Source organism: Amycolatopsis sp. cg9 (genome assembly GCF_041346945.1).
Lineage (GTDB): Bacteria > Actinomycetota > Actinomycetes > Mycobacteriales > Pseudonocardiaceae > Amycolatopsis.
Genome location: NZ_CP166850.1, coordinates 1534514 through 1552284 on the forward strand (window position 1 = coordinate 1534514; position 17771 = coordinate 1552284).

The 17771-nt window shown below is 71.8% G+C and carries 23 protein-coding genes; 11 read left to right on the top strand and 12 right to left on the bottom strand.

Annotation, left to right across the window (positions count from 1 at the left end; all coding sequences use genetic code 11):
* Genes AB5J73_RS06875 through AB5J73_RS06885 form a run of 3 tightly spaced genes read left to right on the top strand, consistent with a single transcriptional unit; the run spans position 1 to position 2191 of the window.
* Positions 1-750: a LamB/YcsF family protein gene (locus AB5J73_RS06875; protein ID WP_370968865.1), complete on the top strand. Its 750-nt coding sequence runs from the start codon at positions 1-3 to the stop codon at positions 748-750.
* Positions 747-1358 (top strand): allophanate hydrolase subunit 1, encoded by a 612-nt coding sequence (locus AB5J73_RS06880; RefSeq protein WP_370968866.1) that lies wholly within the window; start codon positions 747-749, stop codon positions 1356-1358. Before AB5J73_RS06875 ends, AB5J73_RS06880 begins: the two co-directional genes overlap by 4 nt.
* Positions 1355-2191 carry a biotin-dependent carboxyltransferase family protein gene (locus AB5J73_RS06885; RefSeq protein ID WP_370968867.1) on the top strand — a complete coding sequence of 279 codons (837 nt, stop codon included), beginning with the start codon at positions 1355-1357 and terminating at the stop codon, positions 2189-2191. The genes AB5J73_RS06880 and AB5J73_RS06885 overlap by 4 nt, the downstream gene beginning before the upstream one ends.
* Before the next feature lie 15 nt (positions 2192-2206).
* On the opposite strand, the gene AB5J73_RS06890 is transcribed toward AB5J73_RS06885, so the two are convergent.
* Both AB5J73_RS06890 and AB5J73_RS06895 read right to left on the bottom strand, forming a co-directional pair.
* The gene (locus AB5J73_RS06890; RefSeq protein ID WP_370968868.1) at positions 2207-2383 is read right to left on the bottom strand and encodes a hypothetical protein; all 177 of its coding nucleotides are present in this window, start codon (positions 2381-2383) and stop codon (positions 2207-2209) included.
* Positions 2376-2732: a hypothetical protein gene (locus AB5J73_RS06895; RefSeq protein ID WP_370968869.1), complete on the bottom strand. Its 357-nt coding sequence runs from the start codon at positions 2730-2732 to the stop codon at positions 2376-2378. Before AB5J73_RS06895 ends, AB5J73_RS06890 begins: the two co-directional genes overlap by 8 nt.
* Before the next feature lie 78 nt (positions 2733-2810).
* Here AB5J73_RS06895 and AB5J73_RS06900 point away from each other — a divergent pair, with 78 nt between their 5' ends.
* Positions 2811-3392, top strand: coding sequence for an ArsR/SmtB family transcription factor (locus AB5J73_RS06900; protein ID WP_370968870.1), 582 nt, complete (start codon positions 2811-2813; stop codon positions 3390-3392).
* Here the strand turns inward: AB5J73_RS06900 and AB5J73_RS06905 are convergent.
* The 4 genes from AB5J73_RS06905 to AB5J73_RS06920 form a co-directional block, all read right to left on the bottom strand.
* Complete coding sequence (locus AB5J73_RS06905; RefSeq protein ID WP_370968871.1) at positions 3389-4009, bottom strand: alpha-ketoglutarate-dependent dioxygenase AlkB; 621 nt, start codon at positions 4007-4009, stop codon at positions 3389-3391. The two genes, AB5J73_RS06900 and AB5J73_RS06905, sit on opposite strands and share 4 nt — an antisense overlap.
* A gap of 248 nt (positions 4010-4257) precedes the next feature.
* Positions 4258-5316 carry an alcohol dehydrogenase catalytic domain-containing protein gene (locus tag AB5J73_RS06910; RefSeq protein ID WP_370968872.1) on the bottom strand — a complete coding sequence of 353 codons (1059 nt, stop codon included), beginning with the start codon at positions 5314-5316 and terminating at the stop codon, positions 4258-4260.
* Positions 5317-5358: 42 nt separating this feature from the next.
* Positions 5359-5703 carry a transcriptional regulator gene (locus AB5J73_RS06915; RefSeq protein ID WP_370968873.1) on the bottom strand — a complete coding sequence of 115 codons (345 nt, stop codon included), beginning with the start codon at positions 5701-5703 and terminating at the stop codon, positions 5359-5361.
* 72 nt (positions 5704-5775) lie between these two features.
* Positions 5776-6594 carry an LLM class flavin-dependent oxidoreductase gene (locus AB5J73_RS06920; protein WP_370968874.1) on the bottom strand — a complete coding sequence of 273 codons (819 nt, stop codon included), beginning with the start codon at positions 6592-6594 and terminating at the stop codon, positions 5776-5778.
* A gap of 242 nt (positions 6595-6836) precedes the next feature.
* On the opposite strand from AB5J73_RS06920, the gene AB5J73_RS06925 reads away from it, so the two are divergent.
* Positions 6837-7247: a hypothetical protein gene (locus AB5J73_RS06925; protein ID WP_370968875.1), complete on the top strand. Its 411-nt coding sequence runs from the start codon at positions 6837-6839 to the stop codon at positions 7245-7247.
* On the opposite strand, the gene AB5J73_RS06930 is transcribed toward AB5J73_RS06925, so the two are convergent.
* Both AB5J73_RS06930 and AB5J73_RS06935 read right to left on the bottom strand, forming a co-directional pair.
* The gene (locus AB5J73_RS06930; protein ID WP_247018054.1) at positions 7244-7927 is read right to left on the bottom strand and encodes a metal-dependent transcriptional regulator; all 684 of its coding nucleotides are present in this window, start codon (positions 7925-7927) and stop codon (positions 7244-7246) included. The two genes, AB5J73_RS06925 and AB5J73_RS06930, sit on opposite strands and share 4 nt — an antisense overlap.
* Before the next feature lie 40 nt (positions 7928-7967).
* On the bottom strand, positions 7968-8408 hold the full coding sequence (locus AB5J73_RS06935; protein WP_247018052.1) for a GNAT family N-acetyltransferase: 441 nt from the start codon (positions 8406-8408) through the stop codon (positions 7968-7970).
* 55 nt (positions 8409-8463) lie between these two features.
* Here AB5J73_RS06935 and AB5J73_RS06940 point away from each other — a divergent pair, with 55 nt between their 5' ends.
* A complete protein-coding gene (locus tag AB5J73_RS06940; RefSeq protein WP_370968876.1) occupies positions 8464-8784 on the top strand; it encodes a hypothetical protein in 321 nt (106 codons plus the stop codon).
* Between the two features lie 4 nt (positions 8785-8788).
* Here AB5J73_RS06940 and AB5J73_RS06945 read toward each other — a convergent pair whose 3' ends face one another.
* On the bottom strand, positions 8789-10372 hold the full coding sequence (locus AB5J73_RS06945; RefSeq protein WP_370968877.1) for an amidohydrolase: 1584 nt from the start codon (positions 10370-10372) through the stop codon (positions 8789-8791).
* A 47-nt stretch (positions 10373-10419) separates the two neighbouring features.
* Here AB5J73_RS06945 and AB5J73_RS06950 point away from each other — a divergent pair, with 47 nt between their 5' ends.
* The 4 genes from AB5J73_RS06950 to AB5J73_RS06965 are packed head-to-tail and all read left to right on the top strand — an operon-like array spanning position 10420 to position 13715.
* Complete coding sequence (locus tag AB5J73_RS06950; RefSeq protein ID WP_370968878.1) at positions 10420-11157, top strand: enoyl-CoA hydratase/isomerase family protein; 738 nt, start codon at positions 10420-10422, stop codon at positions 11155-11157.
* Positions 11154-12704, top strand: coding sequence for an ATP-dependent acyl-CoA ligase (locus AB5J73_RS06955; protein ID WP_370968879.1), 1551 nt, complete (start codon positions 11154-11156; stop codon positions 12702-12704). The genes AB5J73_RS06950 and AB5J73_RS06955 overlap by 4 nt, the downstream gene beginning before the upstream one ends.
* Positions 12701-13336 carry a TetR/AcrR family transcriptional regulator gene (locus tag AB5J73_RS06960; protein ID WP_370972974.1) on the top strand — a complete coding sequence of 212 codons (636 nt, stop codon included), beginning with the start codon at positions 12701-12703 and terminating at the stop codon, positions 13334-13336. Before AB5J73_RS06955 ends, AB5J73_RS06960 begins: the two co-directional genes overlap by 4 nt.
* Before the next feature lie 58 nt (positions 13337-13394).
* A complete protein-coding gene (locus tag AB5J73_RS06965) occupies positions 13395-13715 on the top strand; it encodes a hypothetical protein (protein ID WP_086839577.1) in 321 nt (106 codons plus the stop codon).
* Between the two features lie 65 nt (positions 13716-13780).
* Here the strand turns inward: AB5J73_RS06965 and AB5J73_RS06970 are convergent, their stop codons facing one another.
* A complete protein-coding gene (locus AB5J73_RS06970) occupies positions 13781-14950 on the bottom strand; it encodes an acyl-CoA dehydrogenase family protein (RefSeq protein WP_370968880.1) in 1170 nt (389 codons plus the stop codon).
* A gap of 130 nt (positions 14951-15080) precedes the next feature.
* On the opposite strand from AB5J73_RS06970, the gene AB5J73_RS06975 reads away from it, so the two are divergent.
* Positions 15081-15767 (top strand): 4'-phosphopantetheinyl transferase superfamily protein, encoded by a 687-nt coding sequence (locus tag AB5J73_RS06975; protein ID WP_370968881.1) that lies wholly within the window; start codon positions 15081-15083, stop codon positions 15765-15767.
* Positions 15768-15876: 109 nt separating this feature from the next.
* On the opposite strand, the gene AB5J73_RS06980 is transcribed toward AB5J73_RS06975, so the two are convergent.
* Together AB5J73_RS06980 and mihF are read right to left on the bottom strand one after the other, a co-directional pair.
* Positions 15877-17034: an isochorismate synthase gene (locus AB5J73_RS06980; RefSeq protein WP_370968882.1), complete on the bottom strand. Its 1158-nt coding sequence runs from the start codon at positions 17032-17034 to the stop codon at positions 15877-15879.
* Positions 17035-17117: 83 nt separating this feature from the next.
* Positions 17118-17429, bottom strand: coding sequence for an integration host factor, actinobacterial type (gene mihF, locus AB5J73_RS06985; protein ID WP_051767699.1), 312 nt, complete (start codon positions 17427-17429; stop codon positions 17118-17120).
* Positions 17430-17771 lie beyond the last annotated feature (342 nt).

Genomic DNA, 17771 nt, shown 5'->3' on the forward strand with positions numbered 1-17771 from the left:
ATGGACTTGAACAGCGATCTCGGCGAGGGCTTCGGCGCCTGGCAGATGGGCGACGACGAAGCCATGCTCGACATCGTGACCAGCGCGAACATCGCGTGCGGCTTCCACGCCGGCGACCCGTCGGTGATGCGGCGGGTGTGCGAGCTGGCGGCCGAGCGCGACGTCGCGATCGGCGCCCACGTCGGGTACCGCGACCTGGCCGGGTTCGGCAGGCGCGCGCTCGACATCGCGCCGGACGACCTGGCCGACGAGGTGCTCTACCAGATCGGCGCGCTCGACGCGTTCGCCCGCGCGGCCGGCAGCCGCGTGACGTACGTGAAGCCGCACGGCGCGCTGTACAACACCGCCGCGGTGGACGCCGAGCAGGCCGCGGCGATCGTCGCGGGCCTGCGCCGCTACGACCCCGCGCTCGCGCTGCTCTGCCTGCCGAACTCGGAAATGCAGCGGCAGGCGGAGGCCGCGGGGGTGGTGGCGTACGCCGAGGCGTTCGCGGACCGCGCGTACACCGCCGACGGCAAGCTGGTCCCGCGCAAGCGGCCGGGCGCGGTCCTGCACGACCCCGACCTGGTCGCCGAGCGCGCGGTCGGCATGGCGACCGGCGGCGTCGTGACCGAGGACGGCAGCAAGCTCGACGTGCGCCCGGATTCCCTGTGCGTGCACGGGGACACACCGGGCGCGGTGGAGCTGGCCCGGCGGATCGAGGCGGCGCTGGCGGACGCCGGCGTGCAGCTCGGCGCGTTCACCGGATGACCGTCCGGTTGCTGCCGTGCGGGCGGCGCGCGGTGCTCGTGGAAACCGGTGACGTGCTGGGCTACCAGGCGGCCGTGGCGGAACTGGCGCCGGACGGCGTCGAGGAGCTGGTCCCGGCGGCGCGGACGCTCTTGGTCCGCTTCGACCCGGCGGTGACCGACGCCGGCCGGCTGGGCGCGGTGCTGCGCGAAGTGTCCCCTGTGGACAGTGCGACGGCCGAAGCGGGCGAGGTGGTGATCCCGGTGGTGTACGACGGCGAAGACCTGGCCGAGGTCGCCGCGGAAACGGGGCTGAGCGTCGGTGCGCTGATCGCCCGTCACAGCGGTGGCTCGTACGTCTCGGCGTTCTGCGGCTTCGCGCCGGGCTTCGCGTACCTGTCCGGCTCGGACCCGGTGCTGCACGTGTCCCGCCGGTCCTCGCCGCGCACCCGGATCCCGCCGGGCTCGGTGGCGATCGCCGGCGAGTACAGCGCGGTCTACCCGAGCGCGTCCCCCGGCGGCTGGCGGCTGCTGGGCCGGACCGAAGTGCCGGTGTGGGACGTCGAGCGCGACCCGCCGAACCTGCTGCCACCCGGCACCCGCGTCCGGTTCACGGCGGTGCCGTCGTGAAGCTCGAAGTCGTGCGGCCGGGCTTCACGACGACGGTGCAGGACCTCGGCCGCCCCGGCCACGCGGCGCTCGGCGTCGGCCGATCCGGGGCCGCCGACCGCTCGTCGTTCCGGCTGGCCAACCGGCTCGTCGGGAACCCTTCCGACGCGGCGGCGTTGGAGGTGACGCTGGGCGGGCTGGTGCTGCGCGCTTCCGCCGTCACCACGGTGGCCGTCACCGGAGCCGCTTGCCCGCTGTCGAAGGGCGGCCTGAACGGCCCGATCACGCTGTGGCCGGGCGAGGAACTCGCGCTGGGCACGGCGGTTTCAGGCCTGCGGTGCTACGTGGCGGTGCGCGGCGGCATCGACGTGCCACCGGTGCTCGGCTCGCGGGCGACGGACACGCTCGGGAAGCTGGGCCCGCCCCCGCTCGCCGCCGGCATGCTGCTGCCGATCGGCGCGGCGCCGCCGGAGTTCCCCGTCGTGGACCTCGCGCCCCGGGCGTCGTTGCCGGAATCGCCGGTGTTGCGGGTGACACCGGGACCGCGTCGCGACTGGTTCGCTTCGCCGGACGAGCTGCTGTCCACTGTGTACACGGTCTCGCCGGACTCGGACCGCGTCGGCATCCGCTTCACCGGCCCCCCGCTCGCCCGGTTGCGTCACGACGAACTCCCGTCGGAGGCGTGCGTCCCCGGATCGCTGCAGGTCCCGCCGTCCGGCCGGCCGATCCTGTTCCACGCCGACCACCCGACGACCGGCGGCTACCCCGTGCTCGCCGTCGTCGAGGAGGCCGACCTCGACCTCGCGGCCCAGCTGCGCCCGGGGCAGACCGTGCGCTTCCGTCCCGCGTCGTGAGTGGGAAACAGGGTTCTAACCCTGTTTCCCACTCACGACCACCAGCCACGCGATGTTGGTGAGGGCGATCGCGAGCCACAGCGGCCAGGTGCGCCGGGCGCGGAACGGGCCCCGCTCGGCGAGGTAGGCGTCGAGGGCCTCCGCGACCTGGTCGTCGATCTCGTCGCGCAGCCCCGGGCTCAGCTCAGACATGGGCGGGCACCGCCGGCCGCGGCAGGGCGACGGACAGGCACGCCAGCGCCAGCGGCACCTCCAGACCGGCCATGAGCAGGGAAAACACGACGTCATCGCTGGCCGTCACGACGTCGAACCAGGCGTCGGCGAGCAGCAGCGTCGCCGCCCCGATGGCCGCGAACGGCGTCCGCGGGTCGCCGCGCCCGAGCAGCCAGGCCGTGGCCAGCAGGCCGACCGCCTCCGCCGCGTCGAAGCCCGTCCACGCGAGCCGCCAGTGCTGCGCCTGCACGACGTCCGGCAGCGTCAGCCCCAGTACCGCGATCCACGGCAGCAGGCACAGACCCGCCGCCCAGAACAGCTTTTTCATCGTGACCCCCGATCTCCCGATCCAAGGTAGCCGATTGCAGAGATTTTTTGCAAACAGTCTCTGTAGTACGCTCCGGCCATGGTCCAACGTCCCGAGAAGCGCGTGCTCACCGGCGCGGATCTCAAGGCCTTCTACAAGGCCCTCGCGAACCCGGTGCGCCGGGACATCCTGTCCTACCTGGGCAAACACGGCGAAGCGAACTCGACGAGCGTCGCGAAAGCCCTCGGCGAAAGCACCGGGACGACCAGCTACCACCTGCGCAAGCTCGCCGACCTCGACCTGATCGCGGAGCTCGAGGACCGCGGCGACGGGCGGGAACGCTGGTGGAAGTCGCTGATGAAGGACATCTACACCCCGCCGGGCCTCGAGCTGACGCCGGACGAGCGCGAGGCCGCGCTGAAGCTGGGCGCCCTGAAGCTGGGCCACGACCTGGGCCTGGTCACGCGCGCGTACGCCGGCTACGACAGCGCCGGCGGCTGGAACCAGATCCACCGGTCGGGCCTGCACCTGACGAAGGAGCAGGCCACCGCGTTCGTCGAGGAGTACCAGAACCTCGTCTGGAAGTACGTCAGCGAGCCGGGGCAGCACCCCCAAGGCTCCCGGGCGCTCGCCGTCCGGCTCATCATCGTGCCGGAGGAAGACGAGTCCACAGCGGACTAGAGCCCGGACACCCGCAGCGTGACGTTCAGCCGTCCGGTCAGGCCCAGTGCCGGGTCCGCCGTGCCCGGCAGGGTTTTCGGGACGCCGTGGTAGGCGAGCCGGGACGGGCCGCCGAACACGAAGACGTCGCCCGAACGGAGTTCTACGTCGGTGTACGGCTTGCCGCGCGTCTCGGTGTTGCCGAAGCGGAACACGCAGGCGTCGCCGAGGCTGAACGAAACCACCGGGGCCAGGCTGCGCTCGTCCTTGTCCTGGTGCAGCCCCATCTTCGCGGTGGCGTCGTAGAAGTTGACCAGCGCGATGTCCGGCTCGTAGGCCTGCTCACCGGTCGCGGCCGCCAGCGCGCGGCGGCCGAGGTCGCCCAGCCAGTCCGGGAACGGCAGCACCGGCGTCCCCTCCCCGGTGGTGCGCGAGTAGCCGTACGGGTACCAGTGCCAGCCAAGGCAGACGGACTTCACCGACATCACCCCGCCGTTCGGCAGCCGGGTGTGGCGGTAGCCGGACCAGCCGCGGCAGGCCGTCACGAACTCGCGCTGCTCGTCGAAACCGAGCCAGTCGGGCAGGTGCACCGCGCCGGGTGCGATCTCGGCGCGCGGGCGCGGCAGGAGGGCGTCCATCACCTCGATTGTGCCGGAAGCTCCCGCCGGGCACGGTCGGTGATCGTCGAGGGCACGACGCGGTGACCGCGGAACGTGACGCCCGCGACGGCGAACTGCCGCAGGAGACGTCCCAACGGACCAACGGGACGCTCCTGCGGCCGAAACCCCTCGCCCTGGGCCACCATGAACTAGACGTTCCCACACCCGAATGTCACAAGCCAGCGTGGATCAGCTACGAACGGGTCACTTGACCACGGCGGGGCGGATCAGTCACCGAACGTCACGACGGTGACGCCCGCCCGGGCCGGCACGGGGTCGTTCATCTCGGCCAGCGCCGCCGGGACGTCGCCGAGCCCGATCCGCCGTCCGATCAGCGTGGTGAGGTCGATCCCCGCCGTCTCGACGACGCGCAGCAGCTCCGGGTACTCGTGGGCCTGGAGCCCGTGGATGCCGACCAGCTCCAGCTCGCCGCCGATGACCCGGTGCATCGGGATCGGCGCGACACCCTGCGCGGGCGGCATCAGCCCGGCCTGGACGTGGCGCCCGCGCTTGCGAAGGCTGCCCACGGACGCGGCGCAGGTCGACGGCGACCCGAGGCAGTCCAGCGAGACGTGCGTGCCGCCCCCGGTCAGCTCGCGCACGTGCGCCGCGACGGCTTCCGGGCCGTCGAACGCCGACGCGTCGACAGTCAGCACCGCACCCGACTTCGCCGCGAGCTCCAGCGCCGGCGGCGAGACGTCGACGGCGACCACCTTCGCGCCCGCCGCGACGGCCAGCAGGACGGCGGAGATCCCGACGCCGCCGCAGCCGTACACCGAAACCCACTGCCCCGCGGTGACCCGGCCCTGCCGCAGCACCGCGCGGAACGCCGTCCCGAACCGGCAGCCGAGGGCGGCGGCTTCGGCGGCGCCCAGCGAGTCCGGCAGCGCCACCAGGTTCGTCTCGGCGTGCTCGATGGCGACGCGCTCGGCGAAGGACCCCCAGTGCGTTGCGCCGGGCTGGAACTCGCGGTCGCAGATCTGCTGGTCGCCGCGCGCGCACTGGGCGCAGGTCCCGCACGCGCAGACGAACGGCACGGTGACGCGTGCGCCGAGCGCCCACCCGCGCACGCCGTCGCCGAGCGCGACGACCCGGCCGGCGAGTTCGTGCCCGGCGACGTGCGGCAGCGTCACGGCGGTGTCGTGGCCCTGCCAGGTGTGCCAGTCGCTGCGGCACACGCCGGTCGCGTCGACCTCGATCACCGCACCACCCGGCGGCGCCACCGGCTCCGGCACGTCCCGCAGCACGGGCGGGGCGCAGAACTCTTCGATCACGACAGCTCGCATGGCGGCGAGCCTACGTGATCCACTCGTTTCCCTTGCTGTCGCTCAATTGAGCGGCGGCGGCTGGGCGTGGAAGCGCGTTCTTCCCCGCGGCGGCCCGAGGAGCTTGCTGAGCGAGCCGTCCGGCACGTTCAGGATGTCCTCGAGATTCCGCAAGGCCTCCAACGATTCCGCGCGTTCCGGGCGGCACCGCCCGGACTGCCAGTGGCTGAGGGTGGCCAGGCTGACCACGGTTCCCCTGCCGCGCAAGCGATAGCGGATCCGATCGAGCCCGAGCCCGCGGGCCCGGATCGCCGCCCGCAGGGCCACGTCGAACGGGCCCGCGGCGAGCAGCTGGCTCAGCTCCGCCTGTTCCCCCCGGTCGATCGTGCGTGTTCGCTGACCGGTCATCACAACGCTCCGAAGCACTCCCGAATACGAACATTGGAGCGTAGGCGCAGGTTCGCAAGATCGGAAGAGCACTCACCCACCTGCCGTGCGCACCTTCCCGGCGATCGCGGCGAACGGTTCCGCGTAGCCGGAATTGATCGTGACGTAGGTAATCCCCCACCGCTCCCGCCACCGGAGAAGCCTTTCCGCGGCCCGGTCCGGGTCCGCGGGCAGCACGGTGACGGCACCGGCCGCGGCGAGCTCGGGCACGTCGACCCCGGCCCACCGCGCGATCCCGGGCGACGGCTCGTCTCCGACGGCCATGAGGTTCAGCCCCAGCTCGATGTCCGGCAGCCGCGCCCCGGCGAGCGTACGGAATCGATCCACAATGGACTCGGCCGCGCCCTCGGTGGTCTTCGGCGCCCAGGTGAACGTCACGGTGTCGGCTTCTTGCGCGGCGAGCGCGAGCATTTTCGGCCCCCCGCCGGCCACCACCAACGGCGGCCGGTCGGCCGTGCGCTTGAGGTACGCGATGGTCTCGGCCATCCGTGTGACGCGCTCACCCGGTGAGGGGAACTCCCGCCCGAGGCTCTCGGCGTGCGCCGCGGCCCCGGGCCGTCCGACGCCGAGCCCGAGCTCGAAGCGCCCGCCGGTCTGCCGGTGGAGGGTCTGCGCCTGCCAGCCGAGCGCCCGCGCGTCCCGGAAGGGATCGGCGAGCACGAAGGTGCCGAGCCGCAGGTCCCGCGTGACCGCGGCGGCGGCACCGAGGAGGACGAAGGGATCGGCGGTCCCGACGGGGTCGGTGGCGAGGAGGGTGTCGTAGCCGAGGTCCTCGACCCGCTTGGCCTGGCTCGTCCAGGCGGTGAGATCGGGCGCGAAGCCGGCGACGATGCCGAAGCGGAAGGGTTTCATGCGGCCATGGTCGCGGGGACGGGTTCGTCACCACATCCGCTTCACGACGTCACCCGCGCGTACGCCCCTCAGCGTCATCACGTCTTGGTCACCGAACGTAACACCAGCGGAGGCCGGTTCGTCTGTACGCACATCCCGGCGATGAGAGCGAGAGCAGATCGATGACCACCGAGGCGAACACCGGCCATGCACCGCTACCCGAGCCGGATCCGCAGCCTCCGCGCCGACGGCGCAAGCCACTTTTGATCGCTCTCGGCGCTGTCGTCGCCGCGGCGACCGCCACCGCACTGGCGGTCGTCTTCACGACCGGCAGCACCGCGGTCAACGGCACCTTGTCGTTGCTGTGCGACGTGCAGTGCATCAAGTCCACCGCCAACGGCTACGACGGGTACGCCGACCTCAGTGACGGCTCACAGGTCACCCTGGTGAACGAAAGCGGCCGGGTCGTGGCCACCACCGAGCTCCACCGGACTCCCGGCGAGGAAACGAAACTCGTCGACGGGATGTGGGTTCGAACGTTCACCTTCACGTTCGCCGACGTGCCGGGCGCGGACCGCTACGGCGTCCACGTCGGGAACAGCAACCGCGGCACCCTGTGGAAAGACGCCGACGAAGCCGAGCGGGCGGGATTCCAGCTTTCCCTCGGGGGCTAGCGCAGCGTAACCGACAACGCCTGCGCGATCTCCTTGCCGATGGCGTGCGTGGCCGCGTCCGGGGGTGAGCCCACCTTCACCACCATCGGGCCGCCGAACGGCTGGCGCTCCACCACCTCGATGCGTTCGCCCAGGTTGATCGCGTGTTCCGTCAGGTAGCGCAGCAGCTCCGGGTCCGTGTCCCACACCCGGACGATCTCGCCGACCGCGCCCGGCTCGAGGTCGTCCAGGATGCGGACCGACAGCTCCTCCACGCTGCCGTCCGGGGCCGGGATCGGGTCGCCGTGGGGGTCGCGGACCGGGTTGCCGAGCTTCGCCGCGATGCGCTCCACCAGCCGGTCGGACACCGCGTGCTCCAGCGCGTCCGCCTCCGCGTGGACCTCGTCCCACGTGTAGCCGAGCTCCGAGACCAGGTACGTCTCGATCAGCCGGTGCCGGCGCAGCACCGAGCGCGCCAGCAGCCTGCCGTCGGCGGTCAGCTCGATGCCGCGGTACGGCACGTGCGTGACCAGGCCGAGCTGGGACAGCTTCGTGACCATCCCCGACGCCGAGGACGGGCTGACCTCCAGCCGGCCGGCGAGTGACGTGTTGGTGACCGCCTCACCCCGCTCGACCAGGCCGTAGATCACCCGGACGTAGTCCTCGACCGACGAGGACCTCCGGACCGAACCATCTCCCATGCCGCATACTTTACGGGGCCGGGTTCTTTCTCGTGAAAGTTCACGGCCGCCAGCGGTATCGGATCCAGCCGGGGACCGGCTCGGCACCCAGCTGGGCGTAGAACGCCTGGCCCTTTTCGTTGCCCTCCTGCATGTCCCACTCGACGCGGCCGGTCGTGCGGTTGCGCAGCTCGTCCAGCAGCTCTCCCCCCAGCCCGTGGCGGCGGTGGGCCGGGCGGACGAACAGGTCGTCCAGCCAGATCCCCGGCCGGGCCTCCCACGTCGAGAAGTTCCAGCTGCAGAACGCGAAGCCGGCGACGGTCCCGGGCTCGCCGGGCGGGGTGGCGAGCAGCACCCACGCCTTCGGGTCCGGCCCGAACAGGTGCCCGCTCATCTCGGCGCGGTCGAGCTTCAGGTCGTGGTTGTCCTCGTAGACGGCGTGCTCCTCGATGAGCGCGCAGATTTCCTCGATGTCTTCGAAGACGGCGTCGCGGACGGGCATCTCGCCTCCCGTTTCTGTCGGTGGTGGTCGTTACTGTCGGGCTCGGAGGTGGTCGATGTCGCCGGAAGGCAAGTTCGAGGACCTGGTCGACGAGTTCACCGGACGCCCTGGCATCACGCCACCCGGGGCGACCGGCGGGTTCGGGCGCACCGCCCTGCGCGTGGACGGGCGGATCTTCGCGGTGTTCGTCCGCGGGCAGCTGGTGCTGAAGCTGCCCAAGGCCCGGGTGGACGAGCTGGTCGAGGGCGGGCACGGCGTGCGCTTCGACGCGAACAAGGGCACGCCGATGAAGGAGTGGCTGGCGCTGGACGCGGCGTCGCCCCAGCCGTGGTCCGCGCTGGCCGAAGAAGCACTCGATTTCGTGGGAAGGAAGTGAGTCATCAGGCTTGATAACGCAGTTCGCCGCCGACGGCGGTGCCTTGCACGCTGAGCCCGTCCAAAGCGGACTCCTCGAGCGGGGACCCGGACAACACGGCGAAGTCGGCGAGCTTCCCGGGCTCGAGCGTGCCCAGGTCACGCTCGGCGAAGGTCGCGTACGCCGATCCGTACGTGTACGCGCGCAACGCCTGCTCCGGCGTCAACGCCTCTTCGGGCGCGAAGGGGGCCCCTGACGCCGTGCGCCGCCGAACCATGTCGGCGAGCGCGAGCAGCGGAGCGCCGTTCACGACCGGGCGGTCCGAAGACGCGGGGAGCACGCAGCCCGCGTCGAGGACGCTGCGCAGCCGGTAGCACCACGGGACGCGGGGCTCGCCGAGCGCGGCGCGCATGCCGTCGCCGAGCTCGTTGACGAACCGTCCCTGCGGTGACGGGATGAGGCCGAGCGAAGCGAGCCGGGTCAGCTCCGCGGGCTGGAGCACCGCGCAGTGCTCGATGCGGTGCCGGTGGTCCGTGCGCGGCGTAGCGGCCAACGCGGCTTCGTAGGCGTCGAGGACGACGGTGATCGCGCGGTCGCCGATCGCGTGCGTCGCGATCTGCCAGCCCGCCTCGTGGGCGCGGCGGATCGTGCGGGCCAGCTCGTCCTCGGGCACCTGGAAGTAGCCGCGGTTGTCCGGCTCGCCGTCGAACGGGTCGTGCATCGCGCAGGTGCGACCGACGAGGGAGCCGTCGGCGAACAACTTCATCGGGCCGACGCGCAGCCACTCGTCGCCCAGGCCGGTGCGCAGGCCGAGGTCGAGGCCGAAGCCGGCGCCGTCGGGCAGGTCGTGCAGCACGCTCGCGGCGACCATCACCGTGCCGCGCACGCGCAGCACGCCGGCATCGCGCGCCTGCTGGTAGGCGGCCAGCTCCGCGGGTGTCTCGCCGACCAGGCCGCCGCCGATCCCGGCCTCCTGGACGCTGGTGATGCCCTCGGCGAGGTACTGCTCGGACGCCCGGGCGAGCCCGCGCACGACCCGCGAAACCGGCGTCGGGTACGTCAGCGGCCGCAGCAGCAGCTGGGCCTGCTCGCGCAGCAGCCCGGTCGGCGAGCCGTCGGTGTGCACGACGTCGCCGCCGACGGGCACGTTGCCGAGGTCGAGCTGGTCGAGCACGGCCGAGCTGACCACGGTCATGTGCCCGGACGTGTGCTTGAGCCGCACGAGCATCCCCGGCGCGGCGCGGTCCAGGCCGTGCCGGTCGGGGTGCCCGCCGGCGAGCTTGTTCTGGTCGTACCCGCTGCCGACCACCCAGCTCCCGGGCGGCAGCGTCGCGGCGCGCGCGGCGACGGCGTCGTAGACCTCCTCGACGCTGCGGCAGCCGCCGAGCGGGACGTCGTCGAGGCCCATGCCGAACCACGCCATGTGGTTGTGGGCGTCGTGGAAGCCGGGCACGACGAACCCGCCGGCGAGGTCGACGCGGGCGCGTGCGGACAGCTCGCGGGCGTCGTCGCCGAGCGCGACCACCCGGCCGTGCCACACGGCGAGCGCGCTGGTGACGCCCTCGCCCGTCCACACCGTGGCGTTCTCGTAGACCGTGTCGACCCGCATACGGCTGAGGCTATCGATCGATCGATCGAACGTCTAGCATCGCCCTCATGCCCACCGTGGACTTCGCCGTCGAGGACGGCATCGCGCAGATCCGGCTGAACCGGCCCGAGCGGCTCAACGCGGTCGCCGCCGTCCTGGTCGACGACTTCCTCGCCGCCCTCGACGCGGCCGCCCGCAGCGACGCCCGCGTCGTCGTGCTGTCCGGGAACGGGCGCGCGTTCTGCGCGGGGCACGACCTCAAGGAGCCCACCCCCGCGGGTGACTCGCGGACGCGGCTGGACCGGCTCCAGGACGTCACGCGGCGGCTGCGCGGGCTGCGCCAGCCGGTGATCGCGGCGGTGCACGGCTACGCGATCGGCGCCGGCGCGGAGTTCGCGCTCGGCTGCGACCTGATCCTGGCCGCCGAGGACGCCGTGTTCGCGTTCCCGGAGGTCTCGCTGGGCCTGAGCGTCACCGGCGCGGCGTCGCGGCTGCTGCCGCTGCTCGTCGGCCCGCTCAAGGCGAAGGAGCTCCTGCTGCTCGGCGAGCGCTTCGACGGCCGGAAAGCCGCCGAGCTGGGCATGGTCAACGCCGCCGTGCCCGCCGACCGGCTCCAGGCCGAAGCGCTGAGCTGGGCGAAGCGGATCGCCGAGCACCCGCCGGCGGCCGCGGCGATGGCGAAGCGCGTCCTCGACACTCCGATCGACGTCGAGCCGGCGCTCGAACTCGAAGTCAGCCACGCCCTGATCACCGAGCACTCGGCCGCGGTCGCCGCGTCGACGGAAGCGTTCCGGAGCCGGGGATGACCCCGCTCGCCGAGATCGGGACCCTGGACCAGCTCGTCCGGCGCGCCGCCGAGCTGTGGCCGGAGCGCACGGCGTGGGTGTTCGACCACCTGGACGAGGCGTTCACGTTCGCCGAGGTCGACCGCGAAAGCTCGCGAATCGCCGCGGCGCTGGCCGAGCGCGGCGTCGGTCCCGGCGACCGGGTCGCGGTGATGCTGCGGAACGTGCCCGCGTTCCCGCTGACCTGGCTCGCGCTGGCCAAGATCGGCGCGCAGCTGGTGCCGGTCAACACGAACTACCAGGAGTTCGACGGTGCCCACGTCCTCCGCCATTCCGGCGCGAAACTCGTCGTCGCCGCCGAAGAGTTCACCGGCCTCCTCAACCGGATCGGCCTCACCGAGGTCATCACCCCGGCCGCACTTTCACGTGAAAGTGCCCACCTGGGGCCCGCACTTTCACGTGAAAGTGCGGGCTTCACGCCGGTGCCGGAACTGCCGGTCAACATCCAGTACACCTCGGGTACGACCGGCGCCCCCAAGGGCTGCGTCCTGCCGAACCGCTACTGGACGACGCTCGCGATCGGCCTGGCCACCGACTTCCCCGCCGTCGGCGAAGCGGACGTCCTCCTGACCGCGCAGCCGTTCCACTACATCGATCCACAGTGGAACGTCGCGCTCGGGCTGGCCGGTGGCGCCACGCTCGTCGTGCTGGACCGGTTCCACCCCAGCACGTTCTGGGCGAAGGTCCGCGAGCACGGCGTCACGTGGTTCTACTGCCTCGGCCTGATGCCGGCGCTGCTGCTGCGCCAGGAACCGTCGGCGGCCGACCGCGACCACCGCGTCCGCGCGATCTGCGCGTCGGCCATCCCGCGCGAGCTGCACGCCGAGCTGGAGGCGCGCTGGGGTGTCCCGTGGTACGAGGCGTTCGGGATGACCGAGACCGGCGGCGACATCCGGATGACCGCCGCCGACCACGACGAGACCGTCGGCACCGGCTGCATCGGGCGCCCGAGCCGCGACCGCGAGGTGATGATCGCCGGCGACGACGGGAAGCCGTTGCCGCGCGGGGAAACCGGGCAGCTGCTGATCCGCGGCATCGGGTTGATGCACGGCTACCACGAAGATCCCGAGGCGACGGCGAAGGCGTTCGAGAACGGCTGGTTCCACACCGGCGACCTCGCCCGGCTGGACGACGCCGGCCGCGTCCACTACGTGGGCCGCACCAAGGACATGATCCGCCGCAGCGGCGAAAACGTGTCCGCGGACGAGGTCGAGCGCGCCCTGCTGCTGCACCCGGCGGTGCGGCTGGCGGCGGTCGTCGCGGTGCCCGACGAACTGCGCGGCGAGGAGATCAAGGCGTACGTCGTGTGCGACGGCGAGCGGCCCGACCCGGCCGAGCTGGCCGGGTTCTGCGCGGGAAAGCTGGCCTACTTCAAGGTTCCGCGGTTCTGGGCGTTCGCCGACGAACTGCCGATGACGCCGTCGGAGCGCGTCGCCAAGGGCGAACTGCGGAAGGTGGCCGACCCGCGCGCCGGGTCGTGGGACGCGAAGGCGGGAACATGGCTGTGAGCAGCCGGGAGCGGGTGCGCGCGGCGGCGGTGAAGCTGTTCGCCACCAAGGGGTTCCACGGCACCGGCATCCGGGATCTGGCGCAGGAGGCGGAACTCTCGTCGGCGAGCCTGTACCACTACATGGGCACCAAGGAAGATCTCCTCGCGGAGATCATGCACACGGCGCTGAACCGCTTGCTGGACGCGGCCCGCGAAGCGACGGCGGGCGGCGGCGACCCGGTGCATCGATTGCGCACGCTGGTCGCGCTGCACGTGCTCGCGCACGCGGTCGGCCCGGCGGAAACCCGCGTGGTGGACAACGAAGTCGACGTCCTGTCGCCGGCCGCGCGCGAGCCGGTGGTGGCGTTGCGGGACGCGTACGAACGCCTGTGGGCGGCGGCGATCGACGAGGGCGTCGCGGCCGGGGTGTTCCACACCGAACACCCGGCCGTGACGCGGCTCGCACTGCTGGAGATGTGCAGCGGCGTCGCCCGCTGGTACTCCCCGCGCGGCCCGCTGGCGCTGGACCAGCTCGCGGAGCACTACGCGGAGCTGGTGTCGAGGGCGCTGGGCTGCCCGTCCGCGCCGGGTGCCACCGACTTCCGGCGGTGCCGGGAAATCGTCGCGAAAGAGTGGGGCGTGTCCGTTTAGCGGCGCTTTTACCTGTGTACGCCTTGCCCAGACGGCGTGCGTGGGGGACGCTCGAAGGGTGACTGAGGAAACGATCCAACTGGAACTGGACGACTCGGGTCTCGCGCCGGGCCTCCCGGCGCCGGCACACCCCCGCGATCAGGTGCAGGATGTCCCCTATCGCCCGGTCGAGTTCCGCGATGACGATCTCCCCACCGCCCTGGAGCGGTGCTCCGCTTGGCTACGGCAGGCGCAGGAGTGGCTGGGCGAGCCGCTCGACGTCCTGGCCATCCACCTCGACTACGACGACCGCCAGGGTTCGCCGTACTACGACGTGAAGCTCCTGTGCAACGAAGAGGACCTGGCCGGCGTGCCGATCGCCATCCGCAACAAGAAGTAACCCCGAACACCGCCGAGGCCACCTCCCGGACGTCCGGGAGGTGGCCTCGTTCGCGTTCCGGGGGGTCAGCCGAGGACGCCGCCGACCTTCACGTGCCCCTTGAGGAGGTTGCGCGCGATGGTGCGGCGCTGGATCTCGTCGGTGCCTTCGTAGATGCGCAGCAGCCGCAGCTCGCGGTACCACCGCTCGATCGGCAGCTCCCGCGTGTAGCCCATGCCGCCGTGGATCTGCAGGACGCGGTCGACGATTTCGTTGGCCTTCTGGCCGCCGTACAGCTTCGCCATCGACTGCGCGTGCCGCGAGTCGACGCCCTGGTCGACCTGCCAGGCGGCGTTGAGCACGAGCCAGCGCAACGCCTCGAGCTCCACTCCGGAGTCGGCGATCATCCACTGGATGGCCTGGCGTTCCGCGATCTTCTGTCCGAACGTCTCCCGCGTGTTGGCGTGTTCGATCGCCATCGTGATCAGCCGCTCGCACGAACCGATCGCGCGCGCCGGCAGGAGGTAGCGGCCCTGCCCGATCCACTGCATCGCGAGTTCGAAGCCGCGGCCCTCTTCGCCGAGGATCTGCGTCTCGGGCACGCGGACGTCCTGGAAGATCAGCGACGCCGGGCCCCACTCGCCCATGGTGTCGATGTACTCGGACTTCCAGCCGGCTTCGCGGTCGACGAGGAAGCACGTGACGCCGCCGTTCGCGCCCTTCTCCGGGTCGGTGATCGCGAAGACCATGGTGAAGTCGGCTTCGTTGCCGCCGGTGATGAAGGTCTTCTCGCCGTTGATGATCCAGTCGGTGCCGTCCTTGCGGGCGGTGGTCCGGATGGCTTTCGCGTCCGACCCGGCGCCCGGCTCGGTGATCGCGAAGCACGACTTGCGCTCGCCCGAGATGGTCGGCAGCAGGTAGGTCTGCTTCTGCTCTTCGTTGGCGTGGAACAGGATGTTGTCCGCGGCGCCGCCGAAGCGGAACGGCACGAAGGTGCGGCCGAGCTCGGCCTCCAGCAGCGCGGCCATCACCGCGGACAGGCCCATGCCGCCGTACTCCTCCGGCGTGAAGACGCCCCAGAAGCCGGACTCCTTCGCCTTGAGCTGGAGGGCCTTCAGCTCCTCGCCGGTCAGGCCGGGCTGGTGCGCGCGCTCGCGGCGGAGGACTTCCTGCTCCAGCGGGATCAGCTCCCGCTGGACGAACGTGCGGACCCAGTCGCGCACTTCACGTTCTTCGGTGCTGAGAGAGAAATCCATGGGTGAGCTGCTCCTCCGACACTGGCTAAGCGCTTGCTTAGTCGAGGGTACCCCGTGAGAGGTGGATTACCCCAGACCTCCGCCCGAATTCGTGACAAGCGCCCGGACGCCCGGAAGGATCGGAGGGGTGATGGAGATCGTGGTCCGCTGGTCGTCGCCGTTGCCCGCCGAAGAGCGCTTCCTGCGCCTGCTGGACGAGACCGAGCAAGACCGGTTCGCGGCGTACCGCCAGGACGCCGACAAGCGCCGCTTCCTGACCGGCCGCGTGCTGGCGAAGACGGTCGCGGCGGAGCGGCTGGGCCTGGCCCCCGAGACGGTGAAGTTCGACGCGACCTGCGAAGACTGCGGCAAACCCCACGGCCGCCCCCGGGTCCCGGGCGCGGACCTGACGCTGTCGATCTCGCACTCGGGCGACCTGATCGGCCTCGCGGCGACCCCGTCGGTCCCGGTCGGCCTGGACGTCGAGACGGCCACCCGCCGCGCCGACGACGGCCTGATCGACTACGCGCTGAGCCCGGCCGAGGCAGCCCACCTGACCGGCCTCGGCCCGGACGAGAAGGCGGCGGCGTTCTTCGTCTACTGGACCCGCAAGGAAGCGGTGATGAAGGCCACGGGCAAGGGCCTGCGCATCCCGCTGCAGAGCATCACGTTCTCCCGCTACGACGAGCCGGCCCGCCTGCTGTCGTCCGGCGACCCGGCCCTGGACCCGGCACGCACCCGCCTGGCGGACCTGAAGGCCACGGACGGCTACCGCGCGGCCATCGCGGTGCTGACCACCGAGGAGCTCTCGGTGACCGAGGAGCACTGGCTCCCCTAGCGCCCGACCCGAGCGCCCCAATGTGGCGTTGGTTGCGTCCAACGCACCGAACGCCACATTGGGTGCGTCTGACGCACCGAACGCCACATTGGGGTGCTTTGGGCCGGGGTCAGACCGAGGTGAGGTCCGCCAGGCCCATCGCCGTCAGGAGGGTGCGGAACTTCGCCGTTGTCTCGTCCAGCTCCGACTGCGGGTCCGAAGCCGCCACGATGCCGCCGCCCGCGTACAGCCGCATCGAGGTCGACGCGATTTCCGCGCAGCGGATCGCCACCGCCCATTCGCCGTCGCCGGTGGCGTCCACCCAGCCGACCGCGCCCGCGTAGTAGTCGCGGTCGAAGGGCTCCAGTTCCTGGACCAGGTCGCGGGCGCCGTCGGTCGGGGTGCCGCAGATCGCCGGGGTCGGGTGGAGGGCGGCCGCGAGGTCGAGAGCCGTGATCTCCGGGTCGATCAGCTCGCCCGTGATCGGGGTGCGCAGGTGCCAGATCGCCGGCGTCGTCACCAGCTCCGGGCCCGCCGGGACGTCCAGCGTGCGGCAGAACGGCCGCAGCGCCTCGACGAGGTAGTCGATGACCACCGCGTGTTCGAGCTGGTCCTTGCGGGACGTCCGCAGCGCCTCGCCGTTGGCGCGGTCGGTCGCCGGGTCGGCCGACCGCGGCATCGAGCCGGCGTGCGGGGACGAGAACACCGTGCGGCCGGTGCGGCGCAGCAGCAGCTCGGGGGTGGCGCCGACCAGGGACCGGCCGCCGGGCAGCTCGGCCGCGTACGTGAAGTGGCGGGGGTTGCCGACCGCCAGGTTGCGCACGATGCGTTCGGCGGGCACCGGCGCCGCGAACTCGAGGTCGAGAGCGCGTGCCAGGACGACTTTGCGCAGGTCACGTGCGTCCAGGGCGTCGACGGCCGCCGAGACGGCGGCCACGTGCCGCGCGGGGGACGGGACCGCGCGCACCCGCGTGGGCGCCGGCAGGACCTCACGCGGCAGCGAGGGGGCACCTTCGGCGCGGTGGACGGTCCGGGGCACGACCAAGTGGCCCGGCACCTTCGTGTCGGGCCCGGTGTCGAACGGGAGGACGCCGACGGCCAGGGGGGCGCCGGTCTCGGCCAGCACGCCGGGGATCGCCGAAGCGAGGCGGCGGGGGTCCGTCTCGGTGACGGTCCGGAGGGTGCCCTGCGCGAGGAGTGCGCGCTGGGCCGTCGTGAACAAGAAGTCGCCACGCTGGTAGCGGGCGGCGAGGTCGAGTGCCGGGGTCGCCGGGTCAGGTGAGCTCACCCCACCAGCGTCCCAGGCTTCGGGAGATCCGCGAGGGGAGTGTCACGAGCGACACTCCCCTCGCGGGAGCTCCGGGTGACGAGCTACTTGAGCGCGTCGATGAGCGCCTCGCGCTGGCGCTCGCCCAGGCCGGCGGCCCGCCGGTCCGGGTCGATGCCGGCCTGCTCGAGCAGGGCGGCGACCTTCACCGCGCCGAGGCCGGGGACGGCCTTCAGCAGCTGGGTGACCTTCGTCTTCCCGATGGTCTTGTTCTCCTTGGCCTGCTTGAGCACCTTCTCGATGCTCTCCTTGCCGGACTTGATCGACGCGAGCAGCTCCGAACGCGCCTTGCGAGCCTCGGCGGCCTTGGCCAGGGCCTCGGCGCGCTGCTCCGGAGTCAACGTAGGCAGAGCCAACGTAGTGTCCTTTCCTCTCAGGTCTCCGCTTTCGCGGCCGACAGCTTTTGTGAGCGCTTGCTCCTGCAAGCGCTGCTCAGCCGTCTCTTGCCACGGCCCCAGTAAACGCCACCGGCTTCGTGGCCGTGCAACCGACACGCACTTATTACCCCCGGAGGTGATACCGGGCAACCCGCTCCGGCCTGCGGAAACGCTCCCAAGAAGCGGCTCGAGTGGCCAGACTCACCCGGAAGTGGAGCCTCCGTTACAGCGCGCATTTCCTTGCCTATAAGGAAAGGCGCATAAATTGATGATCTTGATCATCGTCCGGTCGTCGCCCGATCGCGCGACGACCGTGACCGA